At 37.1% G+C, this 22,673-nt stretch carries 21 protein-coding genes and 1 pseudogene; 19 read left to right on the top strand and 3 right to left on the bottom strand.

Annotated features, from left to right (window positions below; genetic code table 11):
• The 3 genes and pseudogenes from ACFOUV_RS05430 to coaD form a co-directional block, all read left to right on the top strand.
• Window positions 1-335 (top strand): annotated as a pseudogene (locus ACFOUV_RS05430) (IS3 family transposase); the annotation flags it as partial.
• Window positions 336-794: 459 nt separating this feature from the next.
• Window positions 795-1,346, top strand: coding sequence for a 16S rRNA (guanine(966)-N(2))-methyltransferase RsmD (gene rsmD / locus ACFOUV_RS05425; protein ID WP_379495728.1), 552 nt, complete (start codon window positions 795-797; stop codon window positions 1,344-1,346).
• An 11-nt stretch (window positions 1,347-1,357) separates the two neighbouring features.
• On the top strand, window positions 1,358-1,843 hold the full coding sequence (coaD, locus tag ACFOUV_RS05420) for a pantetheine-phosphate adenylyltransferase (RefSeq protein ID WP_379495727.1): 486 nt from the start codon (window positions 1,358-1,360) through the stop codon (window positions 1,841-1,843).
• A gap of 23 nt (window positions 1,844-1,866) precedes the next feature.
• Here the strand turns inward: coaD and ylbJ are convergent, their stop codons facing one another.
• Complete coding sequence (ylbJ, locus tag ACFOUV_RS05415) at window positions 1,867-3,078, bottom strand: sporulation integral membrane protein YlbJ (protein ID WP_379495726.1); 1,212 nt, start codon at window positions 3,076-3,078, stop codon at window positions 1,867-1,869.
• Between the two features lie 191 nt (window positions 3,079-3,269).
• On the opposite strand from ylbJ, the gene ACFOUV_RS05410 reads away from it, so the two are divergent.
• Window positions 3,270-4,289, top strand: coding sequence for a SepM family pheromone-processing serine protease (locus tag ACFOUV_RS05410; RefSeq protein WP_379495725.1), 1,020 nt, complete (start codon window positions 3,270-3,272; stop codon window positions 4,287-4,289).
• A 44-nt stretch (window positions 4,290-4,333) separates the two neighbouring features.
• On the opposite strand, the gene ACFOUV_RS05405 is transcribed toward ACFOUV_RS05410, so the two are convergent.
• The gene (locus ACFOUV_RS05405; RefSeq protein WP_379495724.1) at window positions 4,334-5,542 is read right to left on the bottom strand and encodes a nucleotidyltransferase; all 1,209 of its coding nucleotides are present in this window, start codon (window positions 5,540-5,542) and stop codon (window positions 4,334-4,336) included.
• Between the two features lie 184 nt (window positions 5,543-5,726).
• Here ACFOUV_RS05405 and ACFOUV_RS05400 point away from each other — a divergent pair, with 184 nt between their 5' ends.
• The 4 genes from ACFOUV_RS05400 to ACFOUV_RS05385 all read left to right on the top strand — a co-directional run bounded on the left by ACFOUV_RS05400 (window position 5,727) and on the right by ACFOUV_RS05385 (window position 7,882).
• Window positions 5,727-6,257 (top strand): YceD family protein, encoded by a 531-nt coding sequence (locus tag ACFOUV_RS05400; RefSeq protein ID WP_379495723.1) that lies wholly within the window; start codon window positions 5,727-5,729, stop codon window positions 6,255-6,257.
• Window positions 6,258-6,303: 46 nt separating this feature from the next.
• Window positions 6,304-6,477 carry a 50S ribosomal protein L32 gene (rpmF, locus tag ACFOUV_RS05395; protein WP_379495722.1) on the top strand — a complete coding sequence of 58 codons (174 nt, stop codon included), beginning with the start codon at window positions 6,304-6,306 and terminating at the stop codon, window positions 6,475-6,477.
• A 102-nt stretch (window positions 6,478-6,579) separates the two neighbouring features.
• A complete protein-coding gene (locus tag ACFOUV_RS05390) occupies window positions 6,580-7,338 on the top strand; it encodes an enoyl-CoA hydratase/isomerase family protein (RefSeq protein ID WP_379495721.1) in 759 nt (252 codons plus the stop codon).
• Between the two features lie 64 nt (window positions 7,339-7,402).
• A complete protein-coding gene (locus tag ACFOUV_RS05385) occupies window positions 7,403-7,882 on the top strand; it encodes an RsfA family transcriptional regulator (RefSeq protein ID WP_379495720.1) in 480 nt (159 codons plus the stop codon).
• 136 nt (window positions 7,883-8,018) lie between these two features.
• On the opposite strand, the gene ACFOUV_RS05380 is transcribed toward ACFOUV_RS05385, so the two are convergent.
• Complete coding sequence (locus ACFOUV_RS05380; RefSeq protein ID WP_379495719.1) at window positions 8,019-8,495, bottom strand: N-acetyltransferase; 477 nt, start codon at window positions 8,493-8,495, stop codon at window positions 8,019-8,021.
• A 270-nt stretch (window positions 8,496-8,765) separates the two neighbouring features.
• Here ACFOUV_RS05380 and ACFOUV_RS05375 point away from each other — a divergent pair, with 270 nt between their 5' ends.
• From ACFOUV_RS05375 to murD, 11 genes are all read left to right on the top strand, one after another.
• The gene (locus ACFOUV_RS05375; protein ID WP_379495718.1) at window positions 8,766-9,149 is read left to right on the top strand and encodes a DUF3397 domain-containing protein; all 384 of its coding nucleotides are present in this window, start codon (window positions 8,766-8,768) and stop codon (window positions 9,147-9,149) included.
• An 88-nt stretch (window positions 9,150-9,237) separates the two neighbouring features.
• On the top strand, window positions 9,238-10,860 hold the full coding sequence (bshC, locus tag ACFOUV_RS05370) for a bacillithiol biosynthesis cysteine-adding enzyme BshC (RefSeq protein WP_379495717.1): 1,623 nt from the start codon (window positions 9,238-9,240) through the stop codon (window positions 10,858-10,860).
• Window positions 10,861-11,062: 202 nt separating this feature from the next.
• A complete protein-coding gene (mraZ, locus tag ACFOUV_RS05365; protein ID WP_379495768.1) occupies window positions 11,063-11,494 on the top strand; it encodes a division/cell wall cluster transcriptional repressor MraZ in 432 nt (143 codons plus the stop codon).
• Between the two features lie 67 nt (window positions 11,495-11,561).
• Entirely contained in the window at window positions 11,562-12,539 is a 978-nt protein-coding gene (gene rsmH, locus ACFOUV_RS05360) for a 16S rRNA (cytosine(1402)-N(4))-methyltransferase RsmH (RefSeq protein WP_379495716.1), read from the top strand.
• Window positions 12,539-12,913, top strand: coding sequence for a cell division protein FtsL (gene ftsL / locus ACFOUV_RS05355; RefSeq protein WP_379495715.1), 375 nt, complete (start codon window positions 12,539-12,541; stop codon window positions 12,911-12,913). The genes rsmH and ftsL overlap by 1 nt, the downstream gene beginning before the upstream one ends.
• Window positions 12,914-12,929: 16 nt before the next feature.
• Window positions 12,930-15,176: a penicillin-binding protein gene (locus ACFOUV_RS05350; protein ID WP_379495714.1), complete on the top strand. Its 2,247-nt coding sequence runs from the start codon at window positions 12,930-12,932 to the stop codon at window positions 15,174-15,176.
• 100 nt (window positions 15,177-15,276) lie between these two features.
• Complete coding sequence (locus ACFOUV_RS05345) at window positions 15,277-17,211, top strand: stage V sporulation protein D (protein ID WP_379495713.1); 1,935 nt, start codon at window positions 15,277-15,279, stop codon at window positions 17,209-17,211.
• Window positions 17,212-17,333: 122 nt separating this feature from the next.
• Window positions 17,334-18,818: a UDP-N-acetylmuramoyl-L-alanyl-D-glutamate--2,6-diaminopimelate ligase gene (locus ACFOUV_RS05340; RefSeq protein ID WP_379495767.1), complete on the top strand. Its 1,485-nt coding sequence runs from the start codon at window positions 17,334-17,336 to the stop codon at window positions 18,816-18,818.
• A gap of 1 nt (window position 18,819) precedes the next feature.
• Window positions 18,820-20,187 carry a UDP-N-acetylmuramoyl-tripeptide--D-alanyl-D-alanine ligase gene (locus tag ACFOUV_RS05335; protein ID WP_379495712.1) on the top strand — a complete coding sequence of 456 codons (1,368 nt, stop codon included), beginning with the start codon at window positions 18,820-18,822 and terminating at the stop codon, window positions 20,185-20,187.
• Window positions 20,188-20,241: 54 nt separating this feature from the next.
• On the top strand, window positions 20,242-21,225 hold the full coding sequence (gene mraY / locus ACFOUV_RS05330; RefSeq protein ID WP_379495711.1) for a phospho-N-acetylmuramoyl-pentapeptide-transferase: 984 nt from the start codon (window positions 20,242-20,244) through the stop codon (window positions 21,223-21,225).
• The gene (gene murD / locus ACFOUV_RS05325) at window positions 21,225-22,574 is read left to right on the top strand and encodes a UDP-N-acetylmuramoyl-L-alanine--D-glutamate ligase (protein WP_379495710.1); all 1,350 of its coding nucleotides are present in this window, start codon (window positions 21,225-21,227) and stop codon (window positions 22,572-22,574) included. The genes mraY and murD overlap by 1 nt, the downstream gene beginning before the upstream one ends.
• The last annotated feature ends 99 nt before the right edge of the window (window positions 22,575-22,673 follow it).

The following is a 22,673-nucleotide window of genomic DNA, read 5'->3' as shown; positions in this document are numbered from 1 at the left end:
TAGATATCGTCAAGAACGCAACGTATAGAACAACAATTCATTCAGACCAAGGTTGGCATTATCAACACGATAAATGGGTGAAAAAACTCAAGAAGCACAAAGTGTTCCAAAGCATGTCACGTAAGGGGAATTGTATAGATAACGCACCTGCAGAAAGCTTTTTCGGTATGCTGAAACAAGAAAGGTATCATGGGGAACCTCTCTGTACCTATGAAGAATTAAAACGTAAAATTGAAGACTAAATTTATTATTACAATAACAAACGAATTAAAGGAAGATTGAACGGTATGAGCCCAGTTCAATACCGAATTCATACCGATCTAATCGTTTCTTAAAAACTCCAACTATTGGGGGTCACACCAAAAGCGAAGTATATTTCCCAGAGCGGTCGCCGAAGTTTCTACATACTGATAGAAAACCAACAGTTACTTCGGAGTATATAGATTTTGTGGAATAACAACAATTCTTCTTGGTGGGATGAGTAATCTTTTAGAATACAGCCTAAGCAAAAGAAAAACCTGCAGAATATTCTTCTGCAGGTCCCTTTGTTTTTCGCTTGAAAAACAAAAAGGCAAAGGGAGAGGAGAAACCGGAGGAAGAACTTATGGGGAAGTGTAAGTCTTCTCCGTTTTTGAAACAACCAAACTAACGATTAGTTGAATCATTATGATATTATTAACATTGAAAGAGATAATATACATATACAATTATTTATCTATATTTTAATTGGAGTTTTCTAAATAAGTTTTTTATGGTAGGATAAGTGACGAATAGCGTCAAACTGAGGTGAATTCATGCGAGTAATAGCAGGCGATTTAAAAGGAAGACAATTAAAAGCGGTTTCAGGGAAATCTACTCGTCCTACAACAGATAAAGTTAAAGAAGCTGTTTTTCAAGTGATGGGTCCATTTTTCGATGGGGGTAATGTACTAGATCTGTTTGCTGGAAGTGGGTCCATGGGAATAGAAGCATTGAGTCGTGGAATGGAATATGGCGTATTTGTTGATAAACATCCAAAAGCAATACATACTATTTATGAAAATTTAAGAACAATGAATTTGGAACACAGCTCAGAAGTATTTCGTGCGGAAGCTCACAGGGCACTAAAAGCAGCAGCTAAAAGAGAACTGAAATTTGATTTAATTTTACTGGACCCACCATATGGAAAGGTTGACTATGAAGAAATTCTAAACGACATTATAAAATTAAATTTAATTCAATCGGGTGGAACAATTTATTGTGAACATGATTTATCCGAAAAGTTGCCGAGCAAAGTCGAACACTTGGAAGTGCATAAAGCAGAACGTTATGGTGGAACGATTGGTATTACTATATATAAAGCATAGGAGCGTTTACAATGGGAAAACTGGCAATCTGTCCTGGAAGTTTTGATCCTATTACGAATGGACATTTAGACATTATAACCAGAGGTGCAAAAATTTTTGAAACAGTTATCGTAACTGTATTTAATAATCAGTCCAAGTCACCTCTGTTTAATGTAGAAGAAAGAATGCAATTACTGGAAGAATCAACAAAGGACATTCCTAATGTATCGGTAGATTCTTCAGATCATTTATTGATGGACTATGCAGCGGAAAAGAAAGCACATGCTGTTATTCGGGGTCTACGTGCTGTCAGTGATTTTGAATATGAAATGCAGATCACTTCAATGAACAGAAAACTGAATGAAGATATTGAAACATTTTTTATGATGACGAATAATCAGTATTCGTTTCTCAGTTCGAGCATGGTGAAGGAAATAGCTAAATATAATGGGAATATTTCTGGCTTGGTTCCAGAACATGTAGAAGAAGCTCTTAGAAGGAAATTTAACAGTAAGTAAAAAGATGGCTTAACGACCATTTTTTACTTACTTCTTTTATATAAAATCATTACGGATAGTGCCAAAAAGCAAATTGTGATCAACGGACCGAAATCTTTTAAGTAATGAAAGATGGTCAACCAAATATTCTCTGTAATCCCGTCTTGTGAAACCGGTATTTCATTCAACTCAATCGTATGCCTGTCCAAGTATAATGGCTTGTATAAAATGAATGTTAGGATAACCGCAAATGTGCCATGTAAAATTCGTGCAAAGAAATAGGGAGCGAATCGAATATCTGTTTTTGCGAGAATACTGGCTACTTGCGCATGAATGGAAAGTCCATTAAAACCTAGAATAAAACTGACAAGCATTGCTTTTGGTAGGAGAGAGTCTGTTGTTGTTTGTGAAATCATATTGGCACCAATCGTAATTTCAAACAATCCGGAGAAGAACGGGAGTGCCAGATCTTCTGGTAGGCCCAGTGTTTTTAATAGTACTTCCCCAAACATTGCGATGGCAGGTGATACGCCGACAAGAAATAATAATTTAATGAGGACTGAAAAGAGAATAATAAATCCTCCAACCATTACCAATGTTTTAATTGAATTCAGCACGGCGTCACCGAGAATCTCACCAAGTGGTTTATTTTCTTTCATACGTGTTCGGTGCATTTCTCTAAACGCTCTTATAATAGAATAGGTAGGTTTACCTCGCCATTCCATACGTTTTTGCCTGTTTTCTTCCTTTCCATAGAACCTCATGCACATACCCACAATAGCATTGCTTGTATAGTGGCAGAAAGCTAAAAGTGTTCCAAGCTTCAAATCGTGAAAGAAACCTGCAGAGATGGCCCCAAAAATAAATAAGGGACTGGAATTATTTGTGAATGAGACAAGTCTCTCTGCTTCAATCTTCGTCAATTGTTTTTCTTCCCGCAGACGTGCAGCTATTTTTGCCCCAGTGGGATAACCACTTGCCATACCCATCATCCAACCAAAACTACCTGCACCTGGAACATTAAATAACGGACGCATAATTGGTTCAAATAATATCCCAATCAATTTAACAACTCCAAATGCAAGCAGGAGCTCAGCTGTAATAAAGAAAGGAAGCAGTGAAGGGAAAACCACTTCCCACCACATATTAAGTCCTCGAATGCCGGCTTCTAATGCCTGGTCAGGATAACGGATTAGAGATATAGTTAGAAAAACAGTTAAACCGGAATACATGAAAGTTTTAATTATATGCTTCAATAGAAAGCCCCCTAATTAATGAGCCTAGCTCTGTACAACGTATTTCGTTAGTAGTAAAATTATTCTATTGTTTTAGTCGTAGCAAATCGAATAAGACAAGTCTATACAATATACGCTCATACATAGGTTAATTATTCCATAGACATGAGAAAGAATTGTTTGGGGAATACAGGAAGGAGCCATACGATACGATGAAAGTGACTAAGAGAAATATAATATTTTTTATTATTACCGTTGTTATTGTCTATTTTTTGGGGGCGTATCAACTCCCGTATTACATTCAGAAGCCAGGTGGTGCAAATCCATTGAATCCGATTGTTGAAGTATCTGAGGGATTTGAAAGTGAAGGTGATATGCATTTAGTAACCGTAAGCGGCCTCCAAGCAACCCCTATTCAGTATATCATGGCTAAGATGTTCTCCTATCAGGATATTCTTCCACTTGATCAGGTCTTTCCAGAAGGGATCTCTCAGGATGACTATATGCATGCACAGCTACAAGTGATGGAGAGTTCACAAGAGGCAGCAACCGTTGTGGCCTATGAGGCAGCCGGAGAGGATATCGTCATCGATTATAATGGGGTATACGTTGTTTCTGTTGTAGAAGGAATGCCGGCAGAAGGAAAGCTTGAAACCGGTGATCGTATTATTGGTATTGATGGAAATGAGATTAAAGAGTCAGCAGATTTAATTGACTATGTAGACACGAAAAAGAAGAATACAGTTATTACGATTGAATTTGTACGGGATGAAGAAATCTTGAGTGAAGAGATTACATTAGAAGAATTTACGGAGATTGAAAATAAAGTAGGAATAGGAATCAGTCTTGTAACTGATCGTAATGTATCGGTAGAACCAGAAATTGAATTTACAAGTGGTAATATTGGTGGTCCGAGTGCTGGTCTTATGTTTTCATTGGAAATATATGATCAATTAACTGATGAAGATCTTACGAATGGTCTAGAAATAGCTGGAACCGGAGAAGTAGATTATGAAGGTAATGTTCTCCGAATCGGTGGAATTGATAAGAAAATCGTTGCGGCTGATAAAGAAGGAATCGACATTTTCTTTGCACCAAACGAAAATGGAGCGAAAAATTCCAATTATCAACTAGCAGTAAATACGGCAAAAGATATTAATGCAGATATGGAAATCGTGCCGGTCGATACGTTTGAAGATGCTCTAGACTATTTAAATCAATTGCAGAAGTAACCCTCGGCACATTAACAAAAATAGACCTTTTAAAAGGTCTATTTTTATAAACGGATTGGGGACTGCAATTCTTGCTGAAACAAAGAATTCCTCTTTTCTGGAGGAAGGACACTATAATAAGCCTGGGCAGCTTTCTCTTCGATAGCCAGCACAGGGTCCTGATTACGTGTTAGTTTCGATAAAAGGGGTACGTGCATCTGTTTTTTTTGTCTATTTAAATAGGTGCGTCCTATTTGTGACATACCAAGTACACGAACATATGGAACAGAAGGTAGATGGACAGATTCAAAGTCAGCTTTCTTTGTGTTCGTTAAAATATGAACGAACATACGCTGAATCCTTGTCCAAGTATAGCGTTTTGTTTTGATCGATTCTATCCAACTATAAATAGAGGTTGCTTTTTTTGCCGTTTTTATAATTCGGTTTTCCAACCCTTCATCTACACCCTGAATAGCTTTAATCTCACTGGCAGACATGGTCATAACACGATATTGAAGGAGCGGAAAATAATTCTCCCAATGATGCCAAATAGATGATTTATCTTTATATACCATTAGCTGACTTTCCGTTTCTTCAGGTATTGCAGGTAGGATTTGTGCTGTTAACGCGTTATGCTTTAATAGTTCTTTTCTAATGCTTGTCGCACTAGCAATCGTACTCGTGATGGTTTGGTCATGAAAGTCATTATTTGTACGCTTAATCGTTAATGGTGAAATAGACAAGTTGTTTTCCAGGATCGATTTTACATAGCTATAACCAAGTATATTATTAGGTTTTGTTAGATCTATATGTTGATCTGTTAATCCAATATTCGTATAAGCGTGCTTACTTGCTTCTGGGAAGGAAATCCCTCTATCTAAATATTTTTTTAAGGTTTCATCAAAAATTGCACGTTTTGCTTTTAAGGTGTGAAAACTTGTAATAAAATGTGAAATAGAACCAGATTCACTTCCGAAACAAATTGTGGATACGCCTGCTTCGTTCAGGGTTTTTACTGCACCATCTGCAAAAAGGTCACTATTTTGTACAGCATAGATATACGGCAGTTCCAATACGATATCAATTCCTGAATTTAGAGCAGTTCTCGTACGATGGAACTTATCGATGACAGCTGGTTCACCACGTTGCAGAAAATTGCCACTCATAACAGCAATCATACAGTCTGCTCCAGATGCCTTTTTAGCTTCCTTTATATGGTAGATATGACCATTGTGAAAAGGGTTATATTCGACGATTAAACCACAAGCATTCATAAACTCAACTCCTAGAGATTGTCTGTTAATTATTGTAACAAATTATTAATTGTGACGCACCCCAGGAGTATAGTATGATTAGTACAGACAGATGCGGGAAATATAGTAGTATGTGTAAAGAAAATATGTTGACAAAAGTTCTTTTTTCTTTTAAAATAACTCTTGTTGCCTAGAGGTGAAATTAATGAAATTAACACTAAGCCAAATCAGAAAAAAAGCGGTTAATAAACCATTTGAATTTGATGAGATGGTGGATGTTTCCGAACTGGAAACAATGAACAATGATATTCGCGAAATAAAACCTGTCCGGGTTCATGGAAAAGCTGACATTCAAGGAGATCAGTTCTTTTTCTCATTTACGATAGAAGGGGAAATGATATTACCTTGTGCCAGAACATTGGTAGATGTACCTTATCCGTTTAAAATCCAAGCAAACGAAATATTTTCCACGTCTTCCTATTATGGAAGTGATGAAGTTGAACATGAAATTCATCCAATAGATGGAGAAGTTCTTGACTTAACACCTTATATAGAGGAAAATATTATATTGGAAATCCCTTTTCGGGTTTTTACCAAAGAGGATAACCCTGAAGGAGGAGCTCCTTCTCAAGGTAATGGATGGGAATTAGTTTCGGAAGTAAAAGAAGAAAAGACAATAGATCCCCGTTTAAAAAAATTGGAATCGTTGCTTGAAAATAAAAAGGAAGAAAAATAAGAATTACGATTCAAGTTTTACTTTCATTTTGAAGGAGGTGTAAGTCATGGCAGTACCTAAGCAAAGAACGTCTAAAAAAGTAAAAAATCAACGTCGTACGCATAAAAAATTACACGTACCTGGCATGGTAGAGTGTTCAAATTGTGGAGAATTAGCAAAACCGCACCATGTTTGCAAATCTTGCGGACATTATGACGGAAAAGAAGTAGTCAACAACTAATTTTCTAAGTGTATAAAGAGACAGATCACAAATTATGTGGTCTGTTTTTTTATATGTATGCTAATCTATATACATAAAGATGAGTGTGAGGGAGCGATCATTGTGTCGGAATTTGTTACATATAAAAGGAATCAAGGATATGGGGAAATATTTTTGAATAGACCTGATAAACGTAATGCTATTTCATTAGCGATGCGGAAAAGTTTGTCAGTCTGTCTTCAAAAGGCAAGAAAGGATCCGATTAAATTTTTGCTCATTACGGGAGCTGGTGATAAAATGTTTTGCTCAGGAGGAGATTTAAATGAGCTACACGGGGACCTAAAGCCAGAAGAAGCATTTGCATTACTATCCCCGATGAAGGAATTATTATATCAAATTGTTAATTTTCCAGTTCCCACAATTTGCTTATTAAATGGCGATGCTTTGGGGGGAGGTTGCGAAATTGCGACAGCTTGTGACATTCGAATTGCAAAAGAACACACGACATTTGGTTTTATACAATCAAGCCTTGGTATCCTCCCGGGTTGGGGTGGTGGAACACTCCTGTATGAAAAAGTCAGTCCCCATTTTGCATTGAACTGGTTAATTGAAGCGAAAAGATACGATGCAGAAGAATTAAAAGAGCATGGTTGGCTACATGCTATTGTGACTGTTGAAGAGTGGGATGATCGACCGAAGCTATTACAGAACTATATTTCAAAATCATACAAACAAATGATCATGCTTAAAGAGCAGTACCTGGAAAAGGTAATGGGAGACAATTTATCGGCTCGCATGGATCAAGAAGTCCTGAATGCTGCCAATCTTTGGGATTCTGCTGAACACAAGGAAGCAGTGGGGAAATTTTTAACTAGGAAATAAGAATTCTATTCTAGCACCCCTATTTTTTGCATACATTGATAGCAAACATATTAGGAGGGGTGTTATGAACGATACAAGACAGGATGCTTGGACCCAGGATGAGGATATTATCCTCGCAGAAACAGTTTTACGCTTCATTCGAGAAGGTAGAACGCAGCTTGAAGCGTTCAAAGAAGTTGCAGATCAACTTTCCCGTACGTCGGCTGCATGCGGATTCAGATGGAATGCAACAATCCGAAAGCAGTATCAGCATGCGATTCAGTCCGCAAAAGAGGAAAGAAAAAGTGGGATAAAGAAAGAAGTAATTATATCTGATCATAAGGAACCAAAAGAGAAGTATACATTAGATTCTGCCATACAGTTGCTTGAGAAAATGAAATCACAAATTCCGAATGAGAAAAACGTTGTAGATATAGCTAATGAGGAAAAATTGAAGTATCTGGAAAAAGAAAATGAAAAGCTTAAAAGCCAGGTACAAAGATTTGATCAAGCGTGGCAGGAATTGTATAAATTATGGACCACCGTTAAGGATGGAGATTTATAACGTGTCATTTCCCCTCTGCAAACTTTATTGTTTCCCCACAACTAAAAAGACATGAATGGAGATTAACATTCATGTCTTTTCCTTATGGACGAAAACTAAGTCATTTGCCGAAAAGGCTTGGCGGATGCCAAATTTTCTAAGATTCTTTTTCTTGCACACCTTCAGGAAGCCATATGAGAGGATTTTCACCTAAATCTCGTTCCATGTTATAATAGGCTTTCACAAAGCCCATTTTCTCCCAGAATCCTTGAGAATTAATTCGGGGGCTGGTCTTAATGGGGAGATTGGATTCTTTAGCGAAGTCAACGAGAGCTTTTCCATACCCTTTACCCTGATAATCGGGCAATACTTCGAGTTTCCATAATGTTAAATAATCTTGAGGTGGTGCAAAGTAATAGTCGTATTTCTTATCTACTTCGTATAGGCTCATTCTTGCAACTAAATTATTACCATAGTAAATACCATAAAATGGGGATTTACTGTCATTCTCAATTATATTATTTTGCAAATCCTCCATCATCGTAAGCTCCTGGTTTCCGTATTCTTTAAACCTTTTAAACTTCTCAAGCGTTTTATAATTAACTAAGAGACTTTCCACTCTAATTTGTTCCATAAAACTCTCCCCCTATATCGAATGTATTCTCCCTTTTAAAACTGCAGCTTAGGAAGAATGGTTTTTTTAATAATACAAAGAAAAGCTGTAAATCATTACAATTTTATTATAATATAAAAGTGATAATTTTAAAATTATTTGACGCTTTTACATACAAGACATGAAGTTATGACACTGGCGATAAAGTAGATTGCTATTTATAAGCCATAACGTTTTTTTATCTGATACAATAAATAAAGGAAAATACGAGGAGAGGGATTCTGGAAAAATATGTTGAATTACATTATTTATTTCATATCATTATTTATAACACTCCCGATTTTTGCGACCATATCTATTTATTTGATATCTGTTAAGGTTCTACATAGTAAAAAATTAAAAGCAGTGCATACGGCTGTAAATTGGACTACTATTTTATATATAATAGTTGTTGTGATACTGTTTGATCTTATTTTTGGTAGGATTTTTATTGGCTGGATAATTGTTTTTTTTATTATCTCGCTTTCTATAATCATTACATATCAATGGAAAACAGGTACAGAGGTAGAATTAGGTAAAGCTATAAGGGTTATCTGGAGATTTTCCTTTATTTTGTTTCTAATGCTATATATTCTTCTTGTATTGGTAGGGATTATTCAACAAATTTTTGTTTGATTAACTTTACAAACAGATTAGATGAAAAGAATGAGAAACTTATGTACAATACAACATGTACATTCTGAATAGAAGGAGCATGGGATCAATGCATATCGACCCTATACAATTAAAAGCTCAAAGTCAGTTAATAACTGATTACCGAAATAACAAGGAAGAAATTATGAGTTTTTTTGATTACTCGCCTTATAACGATGTTTATGAACAGAGAGTCAGGGACTTAAATGGTCGTACTTTTGAACGTGAGAAATTAACCAGTGTATTACATAAAATGAATCATCAGTGGGATGCTCCTTTATCAACTTTTAATAATATTGATCAATTAAATGATGCAAAAAGTGTAGTTGTTATTGGTGGTCAGCAAGCCGGTTTATTGACAGGACCAATGTATACGATTAACAAAGTGATTTCTATTATTCAATTTGCCAGAAAACAGGAAGAAGAACTTGGGATTCCTGTAATACCAGTTTTTTGGATAGCTGGAGAAGATCATGATTTTGATGAAATTAATCATATATATTTACCGAACGTACCGCAAATGAAAAAGTATAAATTAGGGCACCATATGATGGAAAAAAAGTCTGTATCGGATATACCTATTGATCGCTCTGTTCTATCTGCATGGGTAGATAATTTATTTGAACAACTTCATGAGACGATGTATACAAAAGATATATACGATACGATTCATACCGCTATGGAAAAGTCACAAACGTATGCTGATTTCTTTGCTAGAATAATTCATCATCTGTTTAAAGATGTAGGTGTTGTATTAATTGATTCAGGTAATAAAGAAGTAAGACAATTGGAAAGTCGCTTTTTCCAGGATATGATAAAACACCAACCTGGAATAAGTGAGGGAGTGTTCTCTGCCCTGTCAGATCTAAATAAAAAGGGATATCAAGTATCTCTTGAATCTGGTCCCCACGATGGACACCTTTTTTATCATAAAGATAATGAACGTATTCTTTTAACACGTGATCATTCGGGTGATTGGGTCGGAAAGCAGAATGAAATTCGTTTAACGACGGATGAATTAATGTTTACTGCTGAAAATAATCCAGAATTATTAAGCAATAATGTTGTAACGCGCCCTTTAATGCAGGAATTATTGTTTCCCACTTTAGCTTTTATTGGTGGGCCAGGAGAAGTAGGATACTGGGCAGGACTTAAACAAGCCTTTCATACAATGGACTTAAAGATGCCTCCAGTACTTCCCAGATTATCTATTACAGTAGTTGAAAGACAAGTTGCAAAGGCTCTTGAAAGGTACGAAATTGATATTGTGTCTGCTGTTAATGATGGGGTAAATATTAAAAAAGATAAATGGCTGCAGTCCAAAAGTAATCCACAAGTCGATGAATTGACCTCTGAAATTAAAAAAGTTATCGAAAAGGCACATAAACCGCTTAGGGACCTGGCTAAAGATATTCGAAGTGACCTTGGGGATTTAAGTGAGAAAAATTTGTCCTATCTATACAGGGATATCGATTTTATTCAGGGTAGATTAGTTAAAGCGTTAGAGGAAAAATATGCAAAGGAACTATATGAATTTGACCTTATTAATGCTTCGCTCCATCCTCATGGTGGTTTGCAAGAGCGCGTATGGAATCCGCTGCAATGGGTTAATGAATACGGAATGGAATTCATTTCTTATATAACGATGACACCATGTTCTTTTGAAAAAGAACATTATGTAGTTTATCTTTAAATGTGGGATGAACACCCACTCTTTACCACAATAAAAATATATTTCAGAAAAAGCTGTCTATCATTGATATGACAGCTTTTTTTTGTGGATAAATAGTTGTTTGGAAATAAGACTTATCCACATCGAAAAAAATGTTAGTTATTATGTGGTAGATAGTGGGGGAATGTGGTATTATAAAAAATATGAAAGTGGGGCGGACTATATGTTCATGGGTGAATTCCTTCATAGCATTGATACAAAGGGTCGAATTATTGTCCCTTCCAAGTTCCGTGATGAACTTGGGCCAAGCTTTGTTGTTACTCGTGGACTGGATAAATGTCTGTTTGCATACCCCATGGATGAATGGAAAATTTTAGAAGAAAAATTAAAAAAACTCCCATTAACTAAGAAGGACGCCAGAGCATTTACACGATTTTTCTTTTCTGGAGCTATTGAATGTGAAGTGGACAAGCAGGGAAGAATAAACATTCCGCAAGGACTTCGCAAATATGCAGGTTTGGAGAAAGAATGTAATGTCATAGGTGTTTCCAATCGGATTGAATTCTGGGCAAGTGACAGTTGGGAAGATTATGTCACAGATTCTGAAGAATCATTTGCAGAGCTTGCAGAAAATCTAATGGATTTTGATATCTGATTATTGTTGTTATCCAATAAAGTAATCAGTACGAAATCGTTCGAAAACTAATTAAGTGGGTGTATGTATGTTTGAACATTACAGTGTTTTAAAGAATGAAACGATAAAGGGATTGGCAATCAAACCAAATGGTACGTATGTTGATTGTACGGTTGGTGGTGGTGGACACTCTTTGGAGATAGCATCCAGGCTTAATGAAAATGGTTTGCTTATCGCTTTTGATCAGGATTTAGATGCATTGAAAGCGGCTAAAGAAAGATTGAAAGCATACGAGGATCGGATTTTATTTGTTCATTCAAACTTTCGTGGATTAGAGCGAGAACTGTCCGGGCACAATATATCGACCGTTGATGGTATTTTATTTGATCTTGGGGTATCTTCGCCACAGTTGGACCGAGGCGAGAGGGGATTCAGTTACCAGCATGACGCTCTATTGGACATGCGAATGAATCAAACACAAGAGTTGACTGCATATGAAATTGTGAATACGTGGACATACAATCAGATTGTGTCCATCTTTTTTAAATACGGGGAAGAAAAGTTTTCTAAGCAGATAGCAAGAAAAATAGAGGCACATAGAGAAGTGGAAGAAATTAGAACGACGCATCAACTTGTAGAGATAATCAAGGAAGGGATCCCTGCACCGGCAAGAAGAAAGGGTGGTCACCCTGCTAAACGTATTTTTCAAGCACTACGAATAGCAGTAAACGATGAACTGGCAGCATTTAATGATGCACTGCATCAGGCAGCAAGGGTTGTGGATATTGAAGGCAGAATTGCTGTCATTACATTTCATTCACTTGAAGATCGTTTATGCAAGCAAGCTTTTAAAAAATGGAGTACGGCAAAACCAACTCCTAGAAACCTTCCAGTAGTACCAAAAGAGCATCAAGCTCCATTTGAATTAATTACGAGAAAACCATTAATAGCAGCTGATAATGAACTTGAGGAAAATCGTAGGTCACGTTCGGCAAAATTACGGGTAGTACAAAAGAATTCCGAATGGAGAGACGAATTTACTTATGAAGAAGGGTGGAAAAAATAATGAGTGCAAATCAAGCCCGCAGTTGGCAGCAAACGAATCCACAACATAATCCGACGAAAGAACAAAAAGTAGCAGTAAAGGTAAAAAAGAATGGCTGGATTACAAAAGGAGAAAAGATAATTTATTCGTTGCTTGGTGTAACTGTAATTGTTTCTAGTATTTTTATCGTGTCATATTCGTCAACAACTGATACAATAAATAGAGAATTACAGCAGCTTGAACAAACCGTTAGTACCCAGCAAGTAAAGAATGAAGGTCTGTTATTTGAAATGAAAGAATTGTCGAGACCTGAAAGAATTATTCAAATTGCAGATAAAAATGGGTTGAAAATCCAAAATGCGGAAGTAAAGCAAGCACAGTCATTTAACAACTAGGCAAGGGGCTTAACCTATGAAAAAAAACAAGACAACTCATTTGATGGCAGGTATTTACATCATTATCTTTGTCGCAGTTTTCTTGGTTTTAACGGGAAGGTTTATGTATATACAGGCAACTGGAGAAATAGACGGCGTTTCATTAAACGAATGGGCCGATCAAAAACGAACATCATCTTATTCGATAAGTGCTGAACGAGGTAAGATTTTTGATAAAAATGGAATGACACTAGCATACGATCGACCTACATACAGGATGTATGCGATTTTAGATGAAGCCTATTCAGAAAAATCAGAGGAGCCCCTACATGTAGAAAATCCGCAAAAGACAGCGGAAACGTTGGCTCCTCTTTTAGATGTTGAAGTTAATGAAATATTGGAACCTTTACAAAATGGGATGGACAGTGAACTGTTTCAAGTTGAATTTGGTAAGGTTGGAAAAGAACTATCTCAACAGAAAAAGGATGAAATTTCCGATTTGGACATCCCTGGGATAAATTTCGAAGAAGAAGCAATTCGGTATTATCCAAATGGAATGTTTGCCTCACATATCATTGGCTTTGCCAGAGAAACGGAAGTGGAGACAGAAGAAGGATACAAAAATGAAATTATTGGTATTGCTGGCATGGAAAATGAGATGAACGATCTTTTAAGTGGTAAAGATGGGTTTATCTCTTATCAGCGAGACAGATATAATAATACATTGCTAGATCCTAGTGAAGTCATACAAGCGCCGGAAGATGGCGATGATGTTTATCTGACAATTGATCAAAAGATTCAGACGCTACTGGAAGACGTTTTAACCCAGGTCGATGAAGAATATGAACCGAGTAAGATGAATGCAGTAGTAATGGATGCAAAAACTGGACAAGTACTCGCAATGAGCAGTCGTCCAAGCTATGATCCAAACAATCCTGCAAATGTAGAGAACTGGTACAATGACATTATTTCCAACCCTTTTGAGCCTGGTTCCACGGTGAAGATGTTTACGTGGGCTGCGGCGATTGAAGAAGGTGTATACGATGGTTCGGAAGGGTTTAAATCAGGAAGTTTCCAACCGAATGAACAGGTAAAAAAAATCCACGATCACAATGGTGGTAATGGATGGGGTATTATTTCCTATGATGAAGGTTTCCAGCGATCTTCCAATGTAGCAGCAGCAAAGTTGGTTTGGGAAAAAATGGGAACAGAAACATTTCTGGAATACTTACAAGCCTTTGATTTTGATGAAAAAACAAATATTGACTTACCAGGGGAAGTTGCTGGAGAGATTCTGTATAACTGGCCATTAGAAAAAATAACAACCTCATTTGGTCAAGGCTCAACAATGACACCTATTCAGCAGATGAAGGCTGCAACAGCAATCGCAAATGATGGGCAAATGATGCAACCCTATGTGATTGATAAAATTGTCGACTCATCAACAGGTGATATTATGGAACAAAAATCTCCAAATGTTGTAGGTGAACCAATTTCAAAAGAGACATCGGATCAAGTATTGAAACTGCTGGAATCAGTTGTAAATGGTGAACATGGAACAGGGAAGATTTATCAATTGGATGATTATTCAGTTGGTGGGAAATCAGGAACTGCCGAAATACCCAATCCTGAGGGTGGTGGATATTTGAATGGACGAGAAAACTATGTTTTCTCTTTTCTTGGTATGGCCCCTATAGAAGATCCGGAGTTAATTATGTATGTATCGGTTCAACAGCCAAAATTAAAGCCGACGGAAACTGGATCTGTGCCACTTTCGTTTATATTTAAAAATGTTGTTGAAAATGGTCTGCATTATTTAAATATTGACCCTGATAAGGACGAGATAGAGACAGTCGAACAAATTACCATGCCGCAAGTAATCGGTGAGAAATCTACCGATGTAAAAGAAATGTTAACAGAACAAGATATGAAGGTTTCATTGATTGGAAATGGAGAAGAAATTGTTTCAACCAGTGCAATAGAAGGGGAAACGGTTCTGCCAAGCGACCGCATTATCCTCGTTACGGATGAGCCCACGATGCCAAATATAATTGGGTGGTCGCTAAGAGATGTTATGAAACTTACAGATCTCATGAGCTTTAAGATTGAAACATTTGGCAATGGTTATGTTATAACACAAAGTATAGAAGTAGATGCACCAATAAAAGAAAACGATTATTTGGGAATTGAACTTTCGCCTCCAGATGAAAGTACAAATGAAGATGAGGAAAACAGTGAAGAAACAGAGGATACGATAGATGAAAGCTCCTCGGAGACAGAATAAAATATCCTTCAAATCGATAATCAATAGACAAACAGTGTTCTATTCAGTTTTTTTTACTCATATAGTTGATACAAACCAGCCTGGGAAAAGGGGATGGAAAATGAAACGTGTATCAACTGTTACAGTTAAAAAACGAATAGTTACTGTTTTTCTTTTTGGGCTACTCTTACTTGCAGTTATCGTAGTTCGGTTAGGTTATGTCCAATTCATAATGGGTGAACAATTGACAGGACAAGCCAACGATCTTTGGACAAGAGATATCATATTTGAAGCGGAAAGAGGGTATATTTTAGACGCTGAAGGAGATGTCTTAGCGGAAAATGTAACAGCTCCGTCAGTTGTTGCCATTCCGAGGCAAATACAGGATCCTGATGATACTGCAAAGAAATTGGCAGGAATTCTAAATGTTTCTGAAGAAAAAATTAAGGGGACTATAACAAAAAATGCATCTAGTGTCAGTATAAGGCCGGAAGGAATAAAGATATCAGAAACACAGGAAAGGGCAATACGCGACATGAATTTAGCTGGAATTTATTTGGCGAAAGATTCAAAACGCCATTATCCATATGGTGATGACTTATCCCATGTCCTCGGATTTACCGGTATAGATAATCAAGGACTAATGGGTCTAGAGCTCTCTTATGAAGAAAAGTTGAGCGGAGAAGAAGGGAGTCTTTCGTTTTATTCAGATGCAAAGGGTAGAAGACTTGATAGCCTGGCCGATGTCTACACATCACCTACTGATGGCCTAAATCTTAAAACAACGATCAATTCAAAAGTGCAAACCATTATGGAGCGGGAGCTTGATGCTGCAGTTTTAAAGTATAACCCGGACGAAGCCTTAGCGATTGCAATCAATCCTCAAAACGGTGGGATACTTGGTATGACCTCACGTCCTAATTTTCATCCGGAAAAATATCAGGAAGTCAATGCCTCTATTTTCGGAAGAAATTTACCCATATGGAGTACCTATGAGCCTGGATCCACATTTAAAATAATTACACTAGCTGCTGCTTTGGAAGAAAACGAAGTTGATTTAGAGGAAGATGATTTTCACGATGATGGTGATATTTCAGTAGGGGGTGCAACGATACATTGTTGGAAAAGTGGGGGCCATGGACATCAAAGCTATTTGGAAGTCGTCCAAAACTCATGTAACCCAGGATTCGTAAATTTGGGACAAATGCTTGGAACTGAAAAACTATTTTCCTATATTGATGCTTTTGGGTTTGGTGAGAAAACGGGAATTGATTTACAGGGAGAGGGGAATGGTATATTATTCAAACCTGAAAATGTTGGGCCAGTTGAGCTGGCTACCACATCTTTTGGGCAAGGGGTCTCTGTAACCCCTATTCAGCAGGTTAACGCAGTAGCAGCCGCAATTAATGGAGGCTATCTGTATGAACCATATATTGCTGAAGAATGGATTGACCCTAAGACTGGTGAGGTAGTAGAAAAAGTTGAACCTAACCTGAAAAGAAGAGTTATTTCTGAAACAACTTCCGAAGAAATTCGTCTTGCATTGGAAAGTGTTGTTGCTCAAGGGACGGGTCGACCAGCATACGTAGATGGTTATCGTGTCGGCGGGAAAACAGGTACCGCTCAAAAAGTCGGGCCTAATGGAGCATATTTAGACAATAACTACATTGTTTCATTTATTGGGTTTGCTCCAGCAGATGATCCTGAAATTGTTGTATATTTGGCTATCGATAATCCAAAAAATACGGTTCAATTTGGTGGAGTCGTTGCGGCGCCAATTGTTGGAACAATCATTGGAGATAGCTTAAGAGCAATGGGGGTTGAACCGAGAACAGATGGACTGGAAAAAGAATATATGTGGCCTGAAATGCCAAAAGTGGAGGTTCCTGACCTGATTGGTCACTCCAAGCAGGAACTCGCTGAATATCTGCTGGATTTATCGATTGAAACTAGCGGGGAAGGCGAATACATTACAGATCAGTCACCAAAACCAGGCACCAAGTTAGAACAAGGGTCCACGGTAAGAATTTATCTATCCGATGAAAAACATCGTTAAAAGTGATGAAGTTTGCTATAATATATAAGCAAATATACAAAAGAGGGTGAGTACCACCCTCTTAAAAATGGATAGATTTAAGAATACATATGTAGGATATAAATTAGATAGGGATGTTAATGATGAAATTAAAAGAATTGCTTCGTGTATTACCTTTTTATGAAACTAATTCAGCGACAATAGATACGATTGAATTTAATAATATTGAAATGGATTCCCGCAAAGTAAAACAAGGAAATGTTTTTATTTGTATTTCTGGTTTTACTGTTGATGGACACGATTATGTGACTGAGGCTGAAGCTAATGGGGCTGTAGCAGTAATTGCCGAGAAATCGATAAGTGTAAAAGTTTCTATTCCGATTATTATGGTTACAGATACGAACAGAGCTTTACCAATTCTTGCAGCAAAATACTTTGATTACCCAACTGCAAAACTGCCGCTCATAGGTGTAACAGGTACAAACGGCAAAACAACGGTAACCTATTTATTGGAAAAAATATTTAATCTTCATAAAAAGAAAACGGGAGTAATTGGAACAATACAACTAAAAATTGGCGAAGATACGTATCCAGTTGCGAATACGACTCCCGATGCATTGATGTTACAGAGAATTTTTGACAAGATGCGAAACGATAACGTAAAACAGGCAATTATGGAAGTTTCATCTCATGCACTTGATCTTGGAAGAGTATATGGCTGTGAATTTGATATTGCTATTTTTACCAATCTTTCACAGGATCATTTGGATTATCATACTGATTTGCAGGATTATCTTAGAGCAAAAAGCCTATTGTTCTCCCAACTCGGAAATAGCTACAGTAGTGAATCTCCAAAATTTGCAGTAATAAATGAAGATGATCCATCAAGTAACCTATTAAAACATAGTACAGCACAACATGTTTTGACATATGGATGCAAGAATAAAGCCAATGTAATGGCAGAAGACGTTAGGCTAGAAGCGACTGGTACATCGTTTCAGTTGAATTCTCCAGTAGGAAAAATAAATATCAGCAGTAGACTGATCGGGATGTTCAATGTTTATAACATGCTAGCAGCAAGTGCTGCGGCAATAGCAGCCAGAGTGCCTTTACCTGTTATTAAAGCGGCTTTTGAAAATATTCAGGGAGTGAATGGGCGTTTTGAACCTGTTGCTGAAGGACAGGATTTTGCGGTAATCGTTGATTATGCACATACACCGGATTCTCTTGAAAATGTCCTCCAAACGAGTAAAGAGTTTGCTAAGGAAAAAGTATATGTTGTGGTAGGTTGCGGTGGAGATCGTGACAGGTCAAAGCGTCCACTAATGGCAACCATTGCACTAAAATATGCTGATCATGCACTATTTACTTCAGATAATCCAAGGACGGAGAACCCTAAAGAAATATTGGATGATATGACAGAGGGATTGGATGCATCTGATGGAAGTTTTGAAGTTATTGAAGATCGTCAAGCGGCAATTATAAAAGCTGTTAAATATGCCAAAAAAGACGATATAATCCTTATTGCTGGAAAAGGACATGAAACATATCAGATTATCGGTCATACGAAGTATGATTTCGATGATCGTGAAGTGGCCAGAACAGCAATACATGCTAAGGAGAAATAAAATGCTATTTACAACGAATTGGTTATCGAAAATTTTTACAGACAATCAAGGGGACGTTCAAGATAACAAGGAAATTAAAGTAGTTACAACAGATAGTAGAAGTAAGGATAATAATTCCTTATTTATACCAATTGTTGGAGAGAATTTTGATGCACATGTTTTTATCGAACAGGCGATAAAAAACGGAGCTGTTGCAGTCCTCTGGGATAAAAGTAAAAAAATTCCAGAATCTGTCTCACCGCAATTCCCTGTTTTTCTCGTTGATGATACGTTAAAAGCGTTGCAGGATTTGTCAGCGCAATACAGAAATGAGATAAATCCGATTGTTATTGGTATAACAGGTTCCAATGGTAAGACAACTACAAAGGATCTAACGGCATCCGTTGTGAAAATGAGCTTTCGAACCCATTATACAAAAGGGAATTTTAATAATCACATCGGTTTGCCACTTACGATATTGTCTATGGACAGGAATACCGAAGTTTTGATTCTTGAAATGGGTATGAGTAACTACGGTGAAATTGATTTATTATCCCGAATTTCCAGACCAGATTATGCAATTATAACGAATATTGGAGAATCCCATATTGAATTCTTAGGTTCAAGGCAGGGAATAGTAAAAGCAAAGTTAGAAATTGTAAATGGGTTAAAGGAAGCCGGAGTTCTAGTTATTGATGGAGATGAGCCATTGCTTCAGGATTTGCAGGTAAATCAAAAAGTAGTCAAAAATGGGTTTAGAAAAACAAATGATAACGTGCTTTCGAATGTATTAATTACTCCAACAGGAACAGAATTTAACTTATCAGATGGATTAAACTATAAAGTACCACTGCTTGGAAGACATCATGCGAAAAACGCTTCATTTGCTTTAACAATAGGAAATCATTTGAAAATAGATCCAGAGAAAAGCAATTTGGCTTTCCATGAGCTGGAGCTTACTAGCATGCGATTTGAACTAATAAAAGGAAAGAACGATGCTTCGATTATTAATGATGCCTATAATGCTTCACCAACATCGATGAAAGCATCCATCGATGTTGTAAAGCAAATGGATGGTTTTCCACAAAAGGTATTGGTCTTGGGAGATATACTGGAACTTGGAAATCATTCAGAAGCACTGCATCGATCAATAGCAGATACTATTGAATCACCTATTACTGTTCTATTTACCTTTGGCGAACAGGCAAGACTGATTTCAGAGGAAGTAGAGAAAAAGGGAAGCACCATTGAATGCATGCATTTTGTATCCAAAGAAGAAATGGCTAAAGCATTGCATACGTACTTAACAAAAGATGCGCTATTATTATTCAAGGCTTCACGAGGATTGAAGTTTGAAACAATTATAGAAGGTTTACAGAAAAGCGAATAAAGAAAAATATCAATCCAATCTTAGTTGGACGGTTATGTATGAGGAGGAAACGAAGTGAATATAACTGTACTATTAGTAACAATAGCTATAGCATTTCTCATTACCGTTCTTCTATCTCCAATATTTATTCCATTTTTAAGAAGATTAAAGTTTGGGCAAAGCATTAGAGAAGAAGGACCAAAATCACATATGAAAAAAACGGGCACTCCCACAATGGGCGGTCTTATGATTATCTTCAGTGTTATCATTACCTCTATTATTATGGCCAGTAGAGTAGGTGATACGGGTATCGGTTATGAACTTTGGCTGTTAATATTTGTATTATTTGGCTATGGACTACTCGGGTTTCTGGATGACTTTATTAAAGTTGTTCTGAAACGAAATCTTGGACTTACATCGAAGCAAAAACTGATTGGCCAAATTATTATTGCACTTGTGTTTTTCTTTATTTTAAGAAGCCAGGAATTTTCAACAGCAGTACATATCCCGGGTACTGATATTCAATGGGATATCGGCTGGGCTTATGCATTATTGATTATATTTATGATGGTTGGTGCCTCAAATGCCGTCAACTTAACGGATGGCTTGGATGGTCTATTGGCTGGAACAGCAGCCATTGCATTTGGTGCTTTTGCTGTTCTCGCCTGGTATGGCACCCCACAAACGGAAGAAGCAATCTTTGCACTTGCAGTAGTTGGTGCGTTGCTTGGATTCTTGGTATTCAACGCACACCCAGCTAAAGTATTTATGGGAGACACGGGTTCCTTAGCACTTGGGGGAGCCATCGCAGCGCTTGCAATTTTAATGAAAATGGAAATATTATTGGTGATTATCGGCGGAGTATTCGTTATTGAAACCCTTTCTGTAATTATCCAGGTTATCTCTTTTAAGACAACAGGAAAAAGAGTGTTTAAAATGAGTCCCTTACACCATCATTATGAATTACTTGGCTGGTCTGAGTGGCGTGTAGTTACAACATTTTGGCTTGTAGGACTCTTATTTGCTGCACTCGGCATCTATATTGAGGTGGGCTTATAATGAAGAAGTTTACGAATTTCCCTTATACAAACATACTCGTGCTCGGTCTGGCTAAGAGCGGTACAGCTGCTGCTGAAACGTTACTTGCAAATGACAAAAAAGTTATTGTTAATGATATGAAAGCAACTGAAAATGATGAAACTGTAGTAAATTTGAAAAAGATGGGTGCCGATGTGATCGTTGGCTCCCATCCTATTTCTATTTTGAATGGAATCGAACTTCTTGTGAAAAATCCTGGGATTCCCTATGAAAATCCGATAGTGGTGGAAGCTGTAAACATAGGGATACCTGTAATTACTGAAATTGAGCTAGCGTATCACTTAACAGATGGACCGATTATCGGGGTTACTGGATCCAATGGGAAAACGACAACTACTACATTGGTAACAGAAATGCTTAAGGAAAGTAAACAGCAAGTCAAGGTAGCTGGTAATATCGGGATCGTAGCTACAGAAGCTGTCCATTCAATGAGTGAAAAAGAAACACTTGTACTTGAATTATCATCCTTTCAATTGCAGGGTATCGAAAAATTTAAACCGACCACTGCTATTTTACTTAATATATTTGAAGCACATTTGGATTATCATAAAACGCTGGATAATTATAAACGAGCCAAATTCAATATCTTTAAGAATCAAACAGAAGCTGATTATCTTGTATACAACGCAGATGATAAATCAATTGCTGATGAAGTAAGAAAGGCAAAATCAAACCTTGTTCCATTCACTGTTAAAAGCAAAGTAAAGACTGGCGCATGGGCGGATTCAGAATACATCTATTTTGCAGACGATAAAGTGATATCGAGGCAGAATATTGTTTTAGTTGGAGAGCATAATCTTGAAAATATATTAGCAGCAATTGCTGCCGCAAAACTGAATGGTGCTACCAACGATGGTATTCGTACCGTATTAACGACCTTTACTGGAGTGAAACATCGTCTTCAGTTTGTAGGAAATATAAATGGACGGTTATTTTACAATGATTCAAAAGCAACAAATATGTTGGCAACTCAAAAAGCTTTACGTGCATTTACACAGCCCACCATTCTGCTCGCTGGTGGACTTGATCGAGGAAATGAATTTACAGACTTGTTGCCATTTCTTGGAAATGTAAAAGCGATGGTTGTGTTTGGTGAGACTTCCGAAAAACTAAAGCAATTAAGTTTGGAAGCAGGTATTAAAACCATTCTGCAATCTGAGGATGTGGCGAAAGCAACCGAACATGCTTATTCCATTTCCGAGGAGAATGATGTGATCCTCTTGTCACCGGCATGTGCCAGCTGGGATCAATATCGAACGTTTGAAGAAAGAGGAGACATGTTTGTACAAGCCGTGCATAAACTAAAGTAGGGGCAATGCAAAAGCTTAAAGCTAGGCGTGGCTGTTTAGGTAACTAATTTATCTACAGCATTACAATATTATAATAACTACATCGAACGCCCCTGATCC

Source organism: Oceanobacillus longus (assembly GCF_042650085.1).
In the GTDB taxonomy this organism is placed as follows: Bacteria; Bacillota; Bacilli; order Bacillales; family Amphibacillaceae; genus Oceanobacillus; species Oceanobacillus longus.
Note: the sequence above shows the minus strand (reverse complement) of the source record. Positions and strands in the feature narration are given on the sequence as shown.

Excerpts from the sequence above, each read along its gene's own strand:
- rpmF (WP_379495722.1), top strand. The coding sequence starts at position 6,304 with ATGGCAGTACCTAAGCAAAGAACGTCTAAAAAAGTAAAAAATCAACGT.
- ACFOUV_RS05350 (WP_379495714.1), top strand. The coding sequence starts at position 12,930 with ATGAAAAAAAACAAGACAACTCATTTGATGGCAGGTATTTACATCATT.
- mraZ (WP_379495768.1), top strand. The coding sequence starts at position 11,063 with ATGTTCATGGGTGAATTCCTTCATAGCATTGATACAAAGGGTCGAATT.
- murD (WP_379495710.1), top strand. The coding sequence starts at position 21,225 with ATGAAGAAGTTTACGAATTTCCCTTATACAAACATACTCGTGCTCGGT.
- bshC (WP_379495717.1), top strand. The coding sequence starts at position 9,238 with ATGCATATCGACCCTATACAATTAAAAGCTCAAAGTCAGTTAATAACT.
- ACFOUV_RS05340 (WP_379495767.1), top strand. The coding sequence starts at position 17,334 with ATGAAATTAAAAGAATTGCTTCGTGTATTACCTTTTTATGAAACTAAT.
- rsmD (WP_379495728.1), top strand. The coding sequence starts at position 795 with ATGCGAGTAATAGCAGGCGATTTAAAAGGAAGACAATTAAAAGCGGTT.
- ftsL (WP_379495715.1), top strand. The coding sequence starts at position 12,539 with ATGAGTGCAAATCAAGCCCGCAGTTGGCAGCAAACGAATCCACAACAT.
- ACFOUV_RS05345 (WP_379495713.1), top strand. The coding sequence starts at position 15,277 with ATGAAACGTGTATCAACTGTTACAGTTAAAAAACGAATAGTTACTGTT.
- ACFOUV_RS05385 (WP_379495720.1), top strand. The coding sequence starts at position 7,403 with ATGAACGATACAAGACAGGATGCTTGGACCCAGGATGAGGATATTATC.
- ACFOUV_RS05335 (WP_379495712.1), top strand. The coding sequence starts at position 18,820 with ATGCTATTTACAACGAATTGGTTATCGAAAATTTTTACAGACAATCAA.
- ACFOUV_RS05405 (WP_379495724.1), bottom strand. The coding sequence starts at position 5,542 with ATGAATGCTTGTGGTTTAATCGTCGAATATAACCCTTTTCACAATGGT.
- rsmH (WP_379495716.1), top strand. The coding sequence starts at position 11,562 with ATGTTTGAACATTACAGTGTTTTAAAGAATGAAACGATAAAGGGATTG.
- ACFOUV_RS05410 (WP_379495725.1), top strand. The coding sequence starts at position 3,270 with ATGAAAGTGACTAAGAGAAATATAATATTTTTTATTATTACCGTTGTT.
- ACFOUV_RS05400 (WP_379495723.1), top strand. The coding sequence starts at position 5,727 with ATGAAATTAACACTAAGCCAAATCAGAAAAAAAGCGGTTAATAAACCA.
- coaD (WP_379495727.1), top strand. The coding sequence starts at position 1,358 with ATGGGAAAACTGGCAATCTGTCCTGGAAGTTTTGATCCTATTACGAAT.
- ACFOUV_RS05375 (WP_379495718.1), top strand. The coding sequence starts at position 8,766 with ATGTTGAATTACATTATTTATTTCATATCATTATTTATAACACTCCCG.
- ACFOUV_RS05380 (WP_379495719.1), bottom strand. The coding sequence starts at position 8,495 with ATGGAACAAATTAGAGTGGAAAGTCTCTTAGTTAATTATAAAACGCTT.